We start from the raw sequence: 12,828 nt of genomic DNA, 5'->3' as shown, positions 1-12,828 counted from the left end.
TCGATGCAGGATCGCTAGGGCCCCCGTTGTGTAGCGGCCTAGCACGCCGCCCTCTCAAGGCGGTAGCGCCGGTTCGAATCCGGTCGGGGGTACTGGTCTAAACCACCATGGCCTATGGTGTAATTGGCAACACTACGGTTTCTGGTACCGTCATTCTAGGTTCGAGTCCTGGTAGGCCAGCTCGCGGAGCTCATCCGCAAGGCCCCCGTTGTGTAGCGGCCTAGCACGCCGCCCTCTCAAGGCGGTAGCGCCGGTTCGAATCCGGTCGGGGGTACGCATCGAAGAAGCCCTCCGCGACATCGCGGAGGGCTTCTTCGCGTCTGCGCGCTTCCTCCCGTGCCCGCGGCGGCGGATACTCCGCGCATGGATGCTGTCGGCGCGGAACCTCTCGTACGGACCGCGGAGTTACGCATCACACGCATCCGCCGACCGCCGGGGCTGAGGATCGAGGGCGTGGTGGACGTCCACGCGCACCGCCATCTGAGCGGCGCGCTCGAAGTGATCCGGTCGGTCGACGGCGATCTCCAACTGGAGCTCTCGGGGCTGGAGTTCCTCGACCTCGGCGGACTGCGGATGCTGATCGGCTTCGCCGGTACGCGAAACCCGGGCCACCACGTGGAGTTGACGGGGCTCGCCCCGCATCTGCGCAACGTGATCGCCCTCGTCGGCTGGGACGAGACACCCGGTCTGCTGCTGGGGGACCGTAGTGTCAACTGACCCGGTCTGCCAGGGATTTGCGCACTATGCCTGTCTGTACGGAGACGAAGAGGAATTCCTGGCGACGGCCGTGCCCTTCGCCGAGGAGGGACTTGCTGCGGGAGAGTCGGTGCTGGCCGCGACGACGCCCGCCAACATCCAGCTGCTGCGGGACGCGCTCGGGGCACGGGCACACGCCCTCGACACCGCGGACACCGCGCACTTCGGCCGGCGTCCGGTGGACCGCGTCGCCGCGTTTCTGCGGTACTGGGAGGACTGCAGCGCTCCCGGGCGCCCGGTACGGATGATCGCCGAGCCGGTCTGGGCGGGGAAGTGCGCCCGCCAGATCTCCGAGTTGAAGCGGATGGAGTCCGGGTTCAATGTGCTGCTCGCGCACATGGACGCGCGGCTGATCTGCCTGTACGACACCAGGGCCGTGCCCGACCATGTCGTGGACGCGGCCTGGGCCACGCATCCCCGGCACGTGGTGGGGGACCTGGTGCTGCCGTGCGGGACGTACACGGACCCGGAGTCCTATGCGGCGGCCGGGGAGACTCCGCTGCCACCGCCGCCGTCGGGTGCGGCGCTCCTGGAACCCCCGGCGTCGCCGGCGGCGGTACGGCGCTTCGCGCGGCTGCGGGCCGAGGCGGCGGGCCTGGCGGACGAGCGGGTCGCACAGGCCGAGACGCTGGCCAACGAGGCGCTGACCTGGCTGCTGGCGCAGGGCGCGGCGGATGTGAAGGTGCGGAGCTGGGAGGAGCCGGGGGCGCTTGTGTGGGACGTGCTGGGCCGGGGGCTCCAGGCGGCCCTGCCGGGACGCTTCGCGGGTTTCGCACCACCGGGGCGGCTGGCGGACCCGCATGACGGGCTGTGGCTGGTGCGGAGCCTGTGCGAATCGGTGGAGATCAGGGGGGAGGGCGAGGGGGGTTTGCGGTTACGGCTGCGGTGCGCGGGGGCGCGGGTGCGCGACTGGCCGTGAGCACGGTGGGACGCCTGCGGCGGGCTTTGCCCCCTCCCCGCCCTCCCCCTACGGCCTGGCGGCCGTGGGAGGTACCCCCACCCCGTAACTGGGGCTTCGCCGCAGACCCCGGACGCCCTTCGGGCGTGTCCTCAATCGCCGGACGGGCTGGATTTTCCCGCCGGCCGGCGGAAATCGAGCCCCGCCGGCGATTGAGGCGCGGGGTCCGGGGCGGAGCCCCGGTTCGGTCAGCCGGAGCGGCGCAGCGCCTCGCTCAGGCGGGCCGCCGCGTCGATGACCGCCTGGGCGTGCATACGTCCCGGGTGGCGGGTCAGGCGCTCGATCGGGCCCGAGACCGAGACCGCCGCCACCACACGGTTGGACGGGCCCCGCACCGGCGCGGAGACGGACGCGACGCCCGGCTCGCGCTCGCCGATCGACTGGGCCCAGCCCCGGCGCCGTACGCCGGACAGGGCCGTCGCCGTGAAGCGCGCCCCCTGAAGGCCGCGGTGCAACCGCTCCGGCTCCTCCCAGGCCATCAGGATCTGGGCCGATGAGCCGGCCTTCATGGTGAGCGTGGAGCCGACCGGCACGGTGTCCCGCAGTCCGGACAGCCGTTCCGCCGCTGCCACGCAGATGCGCATGTCTCCCTGGCGGCGGTAGAGCTGTGCGCTCTCGCCCGTCACGTCGCGTAGGTGGGTGAGCACCGGCCCTGCCGTGGCCAGCAGCCGGTCCTCGCCCGCCGCCGCGGCGAGCTCCGCCAGCCGCGGGCCCAGGATGAATCGGCCCTGCATGTCCCTCGCCACCATCCGGTGGTGTTCCAGTGCCACGGCAAGGCGATGTGCCGTGGGTCGTGCAAGCCCTGTCGCCGCGACCAGCCCGGCGAGGGTGGCCGGACCGGACTCCAGAGCGCTCAGTACCAGAGCTGCCTTGTCGAGAACGCCGACGCCGCTAGAGTTGTCCATGCAACGATATTCACGTCTCACACTGTGAAACGCAAGTTCAAATTTCCCGGGAACTTGCGACGCTGTAGTGGCGGCCCGCGGACCAACGGGTTCCGCACAAGATCTCTAGTTGTGTCGGCAGGACAGCCGGCCGGAGGGAAAGCGATGGGTAGGACACTCGCGGAGAAGGTCTGGGACGACCATGTCGTCCGGCGCGCAGAGGGCGAGCCCGACCTCCTCTTCATCGATCTGCACCTGCTGCACGAGGTGACCAGCCCCCAGGCCTTCGACGGGCTCCGTCAGAACGGCCGCCAGGTGCGCAGGCTCGACCTCACCATCGCGACCGAGGATCACAACACCCCGACCGTCGACATCGACAAGCCGATTGCGGACCCGGTTTCCCGTGCCCAGCTGGAGACGCTGCGCAAGAACTGCGCCGACTTCGGCGTACGGCTGCACCCGCTGGGCGATGTCGAGCAGGGCGTCGTCCACGTCGTGGGCCCCCAGCTGGGTCTGACCCAGCCCGGCACCACCGTGGTCTGCGGCGACTCGCACACCTCCACCCACGGCGCTTTCGGCGCGCTGGCGTTCGGCATCGGCACCTCCCAGGTGGAGCATGTGCTGGCGACCCAGACGCTGCCGCTGGCCCGGCCCAAGACCATGGCCATCACGGTCGAGGGCGAACTGCCCGACGCCGTCACCGCCAAGGACCTGATCCTGGCCATCATTGCCCGGATCGGCACCGGCGGCGGCCAGGGCTACATCCTGGAGTACCGCGGCTCGGCCATCGAGAAGCTCTCGATGGAGGCCCGGATGACCATCTGCAACATGTCGATCGAGGCCGGCGCCCGGGCGGGCATGATCGCCCCCGACGGGACCACCTTCGAGTATCTGCGGGGCCGCGACCACGCCCCCGAGGGCGCGGACTGGGACGCCGCCGTCGCGTACTGGCAGACGCTGCGTACCGACGACGACGCGGTCTTCGACGCCGAGGTGTTCATCGACGCCACCGAACTGTCGCCGTTCGTCACCTGGGGCACCAACCCCGGCCAGGGTGCGCCCCTGTCGGCCAACGTCCCCGACCCGGCTTCGTACGAGGACGCTTCGGAGCGCCACGCCGCCGAAAAGGCCCTGGAATACATGGGGTTGAGTGCCGGACAGCGGCTGCGCGACATCAAGGTCGACACCGTCTTCGTAGGCTCCTGCACCAACGGCCGTATCGAGGACCTGCGCTCGGCCGCGGCCATCCTGGAGGGCCGCAAAGTCGCCGACGGTGTACGGATGCTGGTGGTCCCCGGCTCCGTACGGGTCGCGCTGCAGGCCGTCGAGGAGGGCCTGAACACGGTCTTCACCGACGCCGGCGCCGAATGGCGGCACGCGGGCTGCTCGATGTGCCTGGGCATGAACCCCGACCAACTGGCGCCCGGCGAGCGCTCCGCGTCCACCTCCAACCGCAACTTCGAGGGCAGGCAGGGCAAGGGCGGCCGCACCCATCTGGTCTCGCCGCAGGTGGCCGCCGCGACCGCGGTGCTGGGCCATCTGGCCTCGCCCGCCGACCTGTCCGACGCCCGCACCCCCGTGGAGGCCTGAGAACCATGGAAGCTTTCACCACGCACACCGGCCGGGCCGTCCCGCTGCGCCGCAGCAACGTCGACACCGACCAGATCATCCCGGCCCACTGGCTGAAGAAGGTCACCCGCGACGGCTTCGAGGACGGGCTCTTCGAGGCCTGGCGCAAGGACGCCTCCTTCGTTCTCAACCAGCCGGAGCGCCACGGCGCCACCGTGCTGGTCGCCGGCCCCGACTTCGGCACCGGTTCCTCCCGCGAGCACGCGGTCTGGGCCCTGCAGAACTACGGCTTCAAGGCCGTCATCTCGTCCCGGTTCGCGGACATCTTCCGGGGCAACTCGCTCAAGAACGGCCTGCTGACAGTGGTTCTGGAGCAGAAGGTCGTGGACGCGCTCTGGGAGCTGACCGAGGCCGACCCGAGCGCCGAAATCACCGTGGACTTGGAGAAGCGTCAAGTTCTGGCCGAAGGAATCACGGCCGACTTCGAGCTTGACGAGAACGCCCGCTGGCGGCTGCTGAACGGGCTGGACGACATCAGCCTCACCCTTCAGAACGAAGCGGACATCGCGGCTTACGAGGCCACCCGTCCGAGCTTCAAGCCCCGCACAATTGAGGTCTGAGCAGCGCTTTTCCCGTACTGCGCCCCCCACCCTGCGGTGGGGGGCGCAGTCGCTTGTTGAGACCCTGTCGGGCGACAACTCGCCCCAGATGGCACAATCGGTGCATGGAACGCGACAGCCAACTCGAGCTCTACGAGGCAGTCGCGGCCCGATTGAAGGAAGCGCACGCAAGGGTGCGCGCACTGCAAGTCCCGGAGGGCGTAAGGATGGCGCTGTCCCGGAAGCTGCTGGTCGTCACGGCAGCGGCGAAGCACGATCTCCCGGATGCGGCAAGGCGTCTGGACCGCTTGATGAAGGACCTCGACGAGGGCCGATTCCCTGAAGGCGACTGACCACCCGGACTTCCGCGAACGTCGACCTTGGTCGACTTCGTTGCGGCACTAGGGTGATTAGCCCGTTTCGTGTTTGATTTGCGGTATATATCTGCCTAACGTGCGAAAAAGCCTGGACGCATTCGTTCCGGCAATGTCTCCGAAGGGGAAGACGTGAACAAGGCGCAGCTCGTAGAAGCGATTGCCGACAAGGTTGGCGGCCGTCAGCAGGCCGCGGACGCTGTCGACGCGGTACTTGACGCGATCGTCCGCGCAGTTGTCGGCGGAGACCGGGTTTCGGTCACCGGCTTCGGCTCGTTCGAGAAGGTGGACCGTCCTGCTCGTTACGCACGCAACCCGCAGACGGGTGAGCGCGTGCGGGTCAAGAAGACCTCGGTTCCGCGGTTCCGTGCTGGTCAGGGCTTCAAGGACCTGGTGAGCGGCTCGAAGAAGCTCCCCCGTGGTGGTGAGGTCGCCGTCAAGAAGGCTCCGAAGGGCAGCCTCTCGGGCGGCGTTTCCCGCACCACCGTCAAGAAGGCCGCGGCGAAGAAGACCACCGCCAAGAAGGCGGTGGCCAAGAAGGCCGTGGCGAAGAAGACGGTGGCGAAGAAGGTCGCTGCCAAGAAGACGGTGGCCAAGAAGGCCGCCGCCAAGAAGACGACTGCGAAGAAGGCCACCGCCAAGAAGGCCACCGCCAAGAAGGCGGCGGCCAAGAAGACCGCGCCGGCGAAGAAGGCCACCGCCAAGAAGGCGCCGGCCAAGAAGGCCACGGCGCGCAAGACCGCCGCGAAGAAGGCCGTCGCCAGGAGGAAGTAAGCGGCACAAGGGCACACAGCCACTCACGCGCCGGGCCGGGCTCCCCCTGGGGAGCCCGGCCCGCGGCGCGTTTCAGAGGGTCTGCAGCGTCACCAGGGTGATACGGCGGGCGTCGCCCTCGCCCTCGGTCTCGATACGGACCCGCTGGCCCGGCCTGAGCAGCCGCAGGCCGCCGGCGTCGAAGGCCGCGGCGTCGAACGCCACCGGGGTGCCGTCGTCGAGCAGCACGCTCCCGCTGCGGGTCTCGGAGTCGTAGGTGTACGAGGTCGCCTGCATGTCTGCCACCTTAAGGCGTCTCCAGAGTGCGGGCACCGGCCTGGCTGTCCGGCGCATGAGCGCCGGCCGCCCAGCGCTCCGCGGTCCGCGGGCCCACGCCCAGGGCGAGCGCGGCCGCCAGATCGTCCCCGGTGTCCACGTCCTGGCGTACCGAATCCACTCCGCCGAGCAGGATTTCCGCGGCCCCCGACGCCAAATGCCGACGCCGGGAGCGGCCGCCGAAAGCGGGGCGCAATTCCACCCCGGGTGCCGCAGAGAGCAATGTCGTACCGATTCCCGCCGCATCCGTCAGAAATGCCCGGGGAAATACCGAAGCCTGTGCAAGCACCCGCGCCAATTCCGCGGGACGCAATGCGGGCAGATCGGCGTTGAGCGCCGCGACCGCCGCGTCGGGCCGCAGCTCCCGCACCGCCTCAGCCCCGTGCGACAGCGCCGCGTTGAGTCCCGCGGCCGGTGAGTCCGGCACGATCCGCGCCCCCAGTGCCGCGAGCTCGGCGGCGGCCGCCGGGTCGTCCGTGACGACTGCCACATCCCGTACCGCCGGGCAGGCCAGCGCCGCGACCACCGTGTCCTGCGCGAAGGCGAGCGCGAGATGCGGCCGCAGAGTGTCGTCCGCGGCCCTGGCGAGCCTGCTCTTGGCCAGAACGAGGGGCTTCAGCGGCACGACCAGGGACCAGTGGTCCATCGCGTCGGTGTTCGTGGCGAGCTCTCCGTCCATGCGCATCGGGCCCCATTGTGGCCCGGGCCCGCGAGGATCCGGCGGTGTTGGCCGGGAGCCGGGGCGTACGGTGTTCTCGACAGACCAGGGGCCTGGGGCGACACTTGACCCCCAGCAGCCGGGCGGCAGCCCGGCAATAGAGGAAGGTGTCCGAGTGTCCCGCCGTAGAATCGGCTTCTGGTACCGCTTGGCAGCGGTCATCGCCAAACCGCCGTTGTTGGTTCTGTTCAAGCGGGACTGGCGGGGAATGGAACACATTCCGGCGGACGGCGGATTCATCACCGCTATCAACCACAACTCCTACCTCGACATGTTCTCCTACGGCCACTTCCAGTACAACACCGGACGTGTCCCCCGATTCCTCGCCAAGGCCGCGCTCTTCAAGGCGCCCGTCGTGGGGGTCCTGCTGCGAGGTACCCGCCAGATTCCCGTCTACCGCGAGTCCTCCAATGCCGTCGGCGCCTTCCGCGCGGCCGTCGACGCCGTCAACCGCGGCGAATGCGTCGCCTTCTACCCCGAGGGCACGCTCACCCGCGATCCGGGCATGTGGCCGATGACCGCGAAGACCGGAGTCGCGCGTGCCGCCCTGCTGACCAAGGCGCCGGTCATTCCGGTCGCCCAGTGGGGCGCCAACTTGGCGATGCCGCCGTATGCCAAGGAGAAGAAGGTCCGCTTCTTCCCGCGCAAGACACTCAAGGTGCAGGCGGGTCCGCCGGTCGACCTCGACCGCTTCTACGGCCAGGACCCCACGCCCGAGGTGCTGAAGGAGGCGACCGAGGCGATCATGGCCGCGATCACCGGCCAGCTGGAGGAGCTGCGCGGCGAGAAGGCGCCCGAGAAGCCGTTCGATCTGCGCGAAGTTCTCGTGCAGCAGCGCCGCAAGGCCGCCGAGGAGGGCACCAAGTGACCCGCGCCGCCACCAAGGCAGCAGTTTTCGGAACCGGCTCCTGGGGCACGGCATTCGCCATGGTCCTCGCCGACGCGGGCTGCGAGGTGACCCTCTGGGGCCGTCGCCCCGAGCCCGTCGACGCCATCAACACCACCCGCACCAATCCCGACTATCTGCCGGGAATTGAGCTTCCCGAGGCGGTACGGGCCACCACCGACCCCGCCGAGGCCGCGGCCGGCGCCGACTTCACCGTCCTCGCCATCCCCTCCCAGACCCTGCGCGGCAACCTCGCCTCCTGGGCGCCGCTGCTGGCGCCCGACACCGTCCTCGTCTCCCTGATGAAGGGCATCGAACTCGGCACCGCCAAGCGGATGAGCGAGGTCATCGAAGAGGTCGCCAAGGTCTCCGCCGAGCGCGTCGCCGTGGTCACGGGCCCCAACCTCGCCAAGGAGATCGCCCAGCGCCGGCCGGCCGCCGCCGTGGTCGCCAGCCGTGACGAAACGGTCGCCCAGCGGCTCCAGTCCGCCTGCCACACCCCGTACTTCCGCCCGTACACCAACACCGACGTGGTCGGCTGCGAACTCGGCGGCGCCGTCAAGAACGTCATCGGCCTCGCCGTCGGCATCGCCGACGGCATGGGTCTCGGCGACAACGCCAAGGGCTCACTGATCACCCGCGGCCTGGCCGAGACCACCCGGCTCGGCCTGGCGATGGGCGCGGACCCGCTCACCTTCTCCGGGCTCGCCGGTCTGGGCGATCTGGTGGCCACCTGCTCGTCGCCGCTCTCCCGCAACCACACCTTCGGCACCAACCTCGGCAAGGGCATGACCCTGCAGGAGACGATCGCGGTCACCAAGCAGACAGCCGAGGGCGTCAAGTCCTGTGAATCGGTGCTCGATCTGGCGCGCAGGCACGGTGTCGACATGCCGATCACGGAAACGGTCGTCGGCATCGTCCACGAGGGCAAGCCGCCGGTGGTCGCACTCAAGGAACTGATGAGCCGCAGCGCCAAGGCCGAGCGCCGCTGACGTGATTCCGGCCAGCGGGTAGTCTCATCGCGATATGAGCACCGAGAACCTGCCCCAGAGCCATGAGCAGCCGCTCCGCAAACCACGCGTAGCCGTCGTCTTCGGGGGCCGCAGCTCCGAACACGGGATCTCCGTGGTCACCGCCGGCGCCGTGCTGCGTGCCATCGACCGTACGAAGTACGACGTACTGCCGATCGGCATCACTCAGGACGGCCGCTGGGCGCTCACGGCCGACGAGCCGGACCGGATGGCCATCGCCGACCGCAAGACGCCCAATGTCGAGCAGCTCGCCGAGTCGAGCGAGGGCGGCGTGATCCTCCCCGTCGACCCGGCCAACCGCGAAGTCGTCTACAGCGAACCCGGCGCCGTGCCCAAGGCGCTCGGCGAGGTCGACGTCGTCTTTCCCGTGCTGCACGGCCCGTACGGCGAGGACGGCACCCTCCAGGGGCTCCTGGAGCTCTCCGGGGTGCCCTACGTCGGCTCCGGCGTACTGGCCTCGGCCGTCGGCCAGGACAAGGAGTACATGAAGCGCGTCTTCACCTCCTTCGGCCTGCCCGTCGGCCCGTACGAGGTGATCCGCCCCCGCGAGTGGCAGCTCGATGCGCCCGCCGCCCGCAGGAAGATCGTCGACTTCGCGGGCGAGCACGGCTGGCCGCTCTTCATCAAGCCCGCCCGGGCGGGCTCCTCGATCGGCATCACCAAGGTCGACGATCTTTCCGGCCTCGACGAGGCGATCGAGGAGGCACAGCGCCACGACCCCAAGATCCTCGTCGAGGCGCTGCTGCGCGGCCGCGAGATCGAGTGCGGGGTTCTGGAGTTCGAGGACGGCCCGCGGGCCAGCGTCCCGGCCGAGATCCCACCGGTCTCGGCCCATGAGTTCTACGACTTCGAGGCCAAGTACATCGACTCGGCCGCCGGTCTGGTGCCCGCGCCGCTGACCGAGGAGCAGACCGCCGAGGTGCGCCGGCTCGCGGTCGCCGCCTTCGACGCCGCGTCCTGCGAGGGCCTGGTCCGGGCGGACTTCTTCCTCACCGAGGACGGCGAGTTCGTCATCAACGAGATCAACACGATGCCCGGCTTCACGCCGATCTCGATGTACCCGCGGATGTGGCAGGAGACCGGCGTCGGCTACTCCGAGCTGGTCGACCGGCTGATCCAGGCGGCGCTGCGCCGCCCGACCGGCCTTCGTTAGCGAACCTCGAGCCTGGCCGGCACCGTCTTCTCGACGGCGTCGGCCAGCTCGGCGAGCGGCGTGATGTCGTGTGCGTACCGCTTCTCCATCGTGACCTCGACATACGTCCTGCGGTACGTGGTGGTGAAGCGGGGCCCTTCGGCGTCCTGCTCCAGCATCCAGTTCACGCCGTCCGCCTCCACGGCCTTGGCCTGTGGATCGCTCATCCGCTCCGGCCGGGGGACGCCACAGCGCAGTACGATCGCGGCGTCGCCCCAGGCGGCGGTCAGTTCGGAAGCCGGTTCAGGGTCGTTGCGGTCCTGTCCGGCAACGGATTCCGGGAGCTCCTTGTGCAGCGCCCGGCACAGCGGGGCCTGATCCGGCGGCGGACTGGGAACCGTGATCGACGCCGCTGCGTCCGTGGAGGAGCAGCCTGCGACGGTCAGCAGCACCAGGGCGGCGGCGGACAGACAGAAGGGCCGGCGACGGGAAGATGTCACCGGCCAAGCGTAGACGGGGGCTAGAGGTGCACGACCGGGCAGGTCAGGGTGCGGGTGATGCCGTCCACTTGCTGGACCTTGGCGACCACCATGCGACCGAGATCGTCGACCGTCTCGGCCTGGGCGCGCACAATCACGTCATAGGGACCTGTCACGTCCTCGGCTTGGATCACCCCGGGAATCTTTCCGATGGTCTCGGCGACGGTCGACGCCTTGCCCACCTCGGTCTGAATGAGGATGTACGCCTGTACCACGGAACCTCCAGGGCGGCCACGAGGATCATGTGGGGGGAAGGGACGCCACGGTATCGCGTCGCCGCGGGCCGAGGGGAGACCTGCGCGCCGGGTGACGCCCGCAGCGTGGCGTACGGACAGCAGAAGTTGACGTGTCTCTTGACGGTACCCACGGCGCAGACGGCTCGCGACCGGGGGCAAGCAGCACTGCCGGGCCATCCGGCAGAACGACGGAGAGGTGGGACTCGGTGAAGGGCACTGTGGGCGAGTTGGGGGAGTTCGGGCTCATCAGGGAGCTCACCTCCCGGCTCACCTCCACCCCCGCGGTCAGGCTGGGGCCCGGCGACGACGCCGCGGTCGTTGCCGCACCCGACCGGAGGGTCGTGGCGAGCACGGACGTCCTGCTCGAGGGACGGCATTTCCGCCGCGACTGGTCGACCGCTTACGACGTCGGCCGCAAGGCCGCCGCTCAGAACTTGGCCGACATCGCGGCGATGGGCGCGGTGCCGACCGCGCTGCTGCTCGGCCTGGTCGTACCGGCCGAACTCCCGGTCACCTGGGCCACCGAGCTGATGGACGGAATCCGCGACGAGTGCCAGGTCGCCGGGGCGGCGGTGGTCGGCGGCGATGTCGTACGCGGAGACGTGATCACGCTCGCGATCACCGCACTCGGCGATCTGCGCAACCACGAACCGGTCACCAGGGCCGGTGCCCAGCCCGGCGATGTCGTCGCGTACACCGGCTGGTTGGGATGGTCGGCGGCCGGACACGCGGTCCTCTCGCGCGGCTTCCGCTCGCCGCGCGCCTTCGTCGAGGCACACCGGCGGCCCGAGCCGCCGTACCACGCGGGCCCCGCGGCGGCCGGTCTCGGTGCCACCGCCATGTGCGACATCAGCGACGGACTGGTCGCCGACCTCGGCCATATCGCGGAGGCCAGCAAGGTCCGTATCGACCTGCGCTCGGGCTCCATCGACATCCCGTCGCAGATGAACGACATCGGCCAGGCCGTCGGCGTCGATCCGCTGCAGTGGGTGCTGACCGGGGGAGAGGACCATGCGATCGTCGCCACGTTCCCGCCGGACGTGAAGCTGCCCGCCCGCTGGAAGGTGATCGGCGAGGTGCTCAACCCGTCGGCGCTGCCGCAGGTGACCGTCGATGGCGCGCCCTGGCACAGCAAGGGCGGCTGGGACCACTTCGGGGAGGACGCGTGACCGTGCCGCCCCGCGCGTTGACGATCGCCGGGTCCGACTCGGGCGGCGGGGCAGGAATCCAGGCCGACTTGAAGACGATGCTGGCGCTCGGGGTGCACGGCATGAGCGTGATCACCGCCGTCACCGCGCAGAACTCACTGGGCGTGCAGGGCGCGTGGGAACTGCCGGTCGACGCGGTACGGGCCCAGTACCGCAGCGTCGTCGACGACATCGGCGTACAGGCCGTGAAGACCGGCATGCTGGCATCCGCGCCGCTGGTCGAGACGGTCGCCGAGCTGCTGGCCGGAACAGCGGCTCCGGTGGTCGTGGACCCGGTGGGGGTCTCCAAGCACGGGGACCCGCTGCTGGCGGAGTCCGCGCTGGATTCGATGCGTACGAAGCTGCTGCCGCTGGCGACCGTGGCGACGCCCAACCTGGACGAGGTGGCGCAGCTGACGGGCGTACGGGTGGCGGCCGAGGCGGATCTGCGGCGGGCGGCGGACGCGCTGCTGGAGTACGGGCCGCGCTGGGCACTGATCAAGGGCGGGCATCTCGCGGGCGCCGCCGTGGACCTGCTGACGGACGGCGCCGAGGAGCACTGGCTGCGCGCTCCCCGGCACGACAACCGGCACACGCACGGGACGGGCTGCACGCTCGCCTCGGCGGTCGCGGCAGGTCTTGCGAAGGGTCGTGAGGTCCCCGAGGCCGTACGGGCGGCGAAGGAGTACGTCACGGGCGCGATCGCGGCGGGGTTCGCGCTGGGCGCGGGGATCGGCCCGGTGGATCACGGCTGGCGCTTTCGCTGAGCCCTGTGCGGGTACGGCACAAGGGCCGGATACGGCACACGGGCCGACCGCGGCTTCGGGCACAGCGAAAAGCCGGTCCACCGAGGTGGACCGGCTTTCAAGG

Annotated in this window: 16 protein-coding genes and 3 tRNA genes; 14 read left to right on the top strand and 5 right to left on the bottom strand. The window is 70.0% G+C overall.

Features of this window, described 5'->3' with window-relative positions:
- Positions 1–19: 19 nt before the first annotated feature.
- From ACI2LP_RS08950 to ACI2LP_RS08930, 5 genes are all read left to right on the top strand, one after another.
- A tRNA-Glu gene (locus ACI2LP_RS08950) sits at positions 20–92 on the top strand.
- 16 nt (positions 93–108) lie between these two features.
- A tRNA-Gln gene (locus ACI2LP_RS08945) sits at positions 109–180 on the top strand.
- 21 nt (positions 181–201) lie between these two features.
- A tRNA-Glu gene (locus tag ACI2LP_RS08940) sits at positions 202–274 on the top strand.
- A gap of 89 nt (positions 275–363) precedes the next feature.
- Entirely contained in the window at positions 364–717 is a 354-nt protein-coding gene (locus tag ACI2LP_RS08935; protein ID WP_404723851.1) for an STAS domain-containing protein, read from the top strand.
- Positions 707–1,675, top strand: a complete 969-nt coding sequence (locus ACI2LP_RS08930; protein ID WP_404723850.1) for an anti-sigma factor RsbA family regulatory protein — start codon at positions 707–709, stop codon at positions 1,673–1,675. The genes ACI2LP_RS08935 and ACI2LP_RS08930 overlap by 11 nt, the downstream gene beginning before the upstream one ends.
- 227 nt (positions 1,676–1,902) lie before the next feature.
- Here ACI2LP_RS08930 and ndgR read toward each other — a convergent pair whose 3' ends face one another.
- Entirely contained in the window at positions 1,903–2,619 is a 717-nt protein-coding gene (gene ndgR, locus ACI2LP_RS08925; protein ID WP_026278050.1) for an IclR family transcriptional regulator NdgR, read from the bottom strand.
- 144 nt (positions 2,620–2,763) lie between these two features.
- Here ndgR and leuC point away from each other — a divergent pair, with 144 nt between their 5' ends.
- The 4 genes from leuC (at position 2,764) to ACI2LP_RS08905 (ending at position 5,914) form a co-directional block, all read left to right on the top strand.
- Complete coding sequence (gene leuC, locus ACI2LP_RS08920) at positions 2,764–4,188, top strand: 3-isopropylmalate dehydratase large subunit (RefSeq protein ID WP_404723849.1); 1,425 nt, start codon at positions 2,764–2,766, stop codon at positions 4,186–4,188.
- A gap of 5 nt (positions 4,189–4,193) precedes the next feature.
- Positions 4,194–4,787 carry a 3-isopropylmalate dehydratase small subunit gene (gene leuD, locus ACI2LP_RS08915; RefSeq protein ID WP_404723848.1) on the top strand — a complete coding sequence of 198 codons (594 nt, stop codon included), beginning with the start codon at positions 4,194–4,196 and terminating at the stop codon, positions 4,785–4,787.
- 104 nt (positions 4,788–4,891) lie between these two features.
- Complete coding sequence (locus ACI2LP_RS08910; RefSeq protein WP_360877554.1) at positions 4,892–5,119, top strand: hypothetical protein; 228 nt, start codon at positions 4,892–4,894, stop codon at positions 5,117–5,119.
- 153 nt (positions 5,120–5,272) lie between these two features.
- Positions 5,273–5,914 carry an HU family DNA-binding protein gene (locus ACI2LP_RS08905; RefSeq protein ID WP_404723847.1) on the top strand — a complete coding sequence of 214 codons (642 nt, stop codon included), beginning with the start codon at positions 5,273–5,275 and terminating at the stop codon, positions 5,912–5,914.
- 72 nt (positions 5,915–5,986) lie between these two features.
- Here ACI2LP_RS08905 and ACI2LP_RS08900 read toward each other — a convergent pair whose 3' ends face one another.
- Positions 5,987–6,190, bottom strand: a complete 204-nt coding sequence (locus ACI2LP_RS08900; RefSeq protein ID WP_360877548.1) for a hypothetical protein — start codon at positions 6,188–6,190, stop codon at positions 5,987–5,989.
- A gap of 10 nt (positions 6,191–6,200) precedes the next feature.
- Complete coding sequence (gene cofC, locus ACI2LP_RS08895; protein ID WP_404723846.1) at positions 6,201–6,914, bottom strand: 2-phospho-L-lactate guanylyltransferase; 714 nt, start codon at positions 6,912–6,914, stop codon at positions 6,201–6,203.
- Between the two features lie 148 nt (positions 6,915–7,062).
- Between cofC and ACI2LP_RS08890 the strand changes: the two genes are divergently transcribed.
- Genes ACI2LP_RS08890 through ACI2LP_RS08880 form a run of 3 tightly spaced genes read left to right on the top strand, consistent with a single transcriptional unit; the run spans position 7,063 to position 10,017 of the window.
- Complete coding sequence (locus ACI2LP_RS08890; RefSeq protein ID WP_404723845.1) at positions 7,063–7,815, top strand: lysophospholipid acyltransferase family protein; 753 nt, start codon at positions 7,063–7,065, stop codon at positions 7,813–7,815.
- Positions 7,812–8,825 carry an NAD(P)H-dependent glycerol-3-phosphate dehydrogenase gene (locus tag ACI2LP_RS08885; protein WP_404723844.1) on the top strand — a complete coding sequence of 338 codons (1,014 nt, stop codon included), beginning with the start codon at positions 7,812–7,814 and terminating at the stop codon, positions 8,823–8,825. The genes ACI2LP_RS08890 and ACI2LP_RS08885 overlap by 4 nt, the downstream gene beginning before the upstream one ends.
- Positions 8,826–8,859: 34 nt before the next feature.
- Positions 8,860–10,017: a D-alanine--D-alanine ligase family protein gene (locus ACI2LP_RS08880; protein ID WP_404723843.1), complete on the top strand. Its 1,158-nt coding sequence runs from the start codon at positions 8,860–8,862 to the stop codon at positions 10,015–10,017.
- On the opposite strand, the gene ACI2LP_RS08875 is transcribed toward ACI2LP_RS08880, so the two are convergent.
- Positions 10,014–10,496, bottom strand: a complete 483-nt coding sequence (locus ACI2LP_RS08875; protein ID WP_404723842.1) for a DUF3515 domain-containing protein — start codon at positions 10,494–10,496, stop codon at positions 10,014–10,016. The two genes, ACI2LP_RS08880 and ACI2LP_RS08875, sit on opposite strands and share 4 nt — an antisense overlap.
- Before the next feature lie 20 nt (positions 10,497–10,516).
- Entirely contained in the window at positions 10,517–10,750 is a 234-nt protein-coding gene (locus ACI2LP_RS08870) for an Lrp/AsnC family transcriptional regulator (RefSeq protein WP_108152814.1), read from the bottom strand.
- 227 nt (positions 10,751–10,977) lie between these two features.
- Between ACI2LP_RS08870 and ACI2LP_RS08865 the strand changes: the two genes are divergently transcribed.
- The gene (locus ACI2LP_RS08865) at positions 10,978–11,940 is read left to right on the top strand and encodes a thiamine-phosphate kinase (RefSeq protein ID WP_404723841.1); all 963 of its coding nucleotides are present in this window, start codon (positions 10,978–10,980) and stop codon (positions 11,938–11,940) included.
- Positions 11,937–12,725: a bifunctional hydroxymethylpyrimidine kinase/phosphomethylpyrimidine kinase gene (gene thiD, locus ACI2LP_RS08860; RefSeq protein WP_404723840.1), complete on the top strand. Its 789-nt coding sequence runs from the start codon at positions 11,937–11,939 to the stop codon at positions 12,723–12,725. Before ACI2LP_RS08865 ends, thiD begins: the two co-directional genes overlap by 4 nt.
- Positions 12,726–12,828: the final 103 nt, after the last annotated feature.

It is taken from the genome of Streptomyces sp. NPDC019890 (assembly GCF_044903445.1).
In the GTDB taxonomy this organism is placed as follows: domain Bacteria; phylum Actinomycetota; class Actinomycetes; order Streptomycetales; family Streptomycetaceae; genus Streptomyces.
Note: the sequence above shows the minus strand (reverse complement) of the source record. Positions and strands in the feature narration are given on the sequence as shown.

Coding starts and splice junctions, on each gene's coding strand:
- leuC (WP_404723849.1), top strand. CDS start 2,764: ATGGGTAGGACACTCGCGGAGAAGGTCTGGGACGACCATGTCGTCCGG.
- ACI2LP_RS08935 (WP_404723851.1), top strand. CDS start 364: ATGGATGCTGTCGGCGCGGAACCTCTCGTACGGACCGCGGAGTTACGC.
- ACI2LP_RS08900 (WP_360877548.1), bottom strand. CDS start 6,190: ATGCAGGCGACCTCGTACACCTACGACTCCGAGACCCGCAGCGGGAGC.
- ACI2LP_RS08910 (WP_360877554.1), top strand. CDS start 4,892: ATGGAACGCGACAGCCAACTCGAGCTCTACGAGGCAGTCGCGGCCCGA.
- leuD (WP_404723848.1), top strand. CDS start 4,194: ATGGAAGCTTTCACCACGCACACCGGCCGGGCCGTCCCGCTGCGCCGC.
- ACI2LP_RS08880 (WP_404723843.1), top strand. CDS start 8,860: ATGAGCACCGAGAACCTGCCCCAGAGCCATGAGCAGCCGCTCCGCAAA.
- ndgR (WP_026278050.1), bottom strand. CDS start 2,619: ATGGACAACTCTAGCGGCGTCGGCGTTCTCGACAAGGCAGCTCTGGTA.
- cofC (WP_404723846.1), bottom strand. CDS start 6,914: ATGCGCATGGACGGAGAGCTCGCCACGAACACCGACGCGATGGACCAC.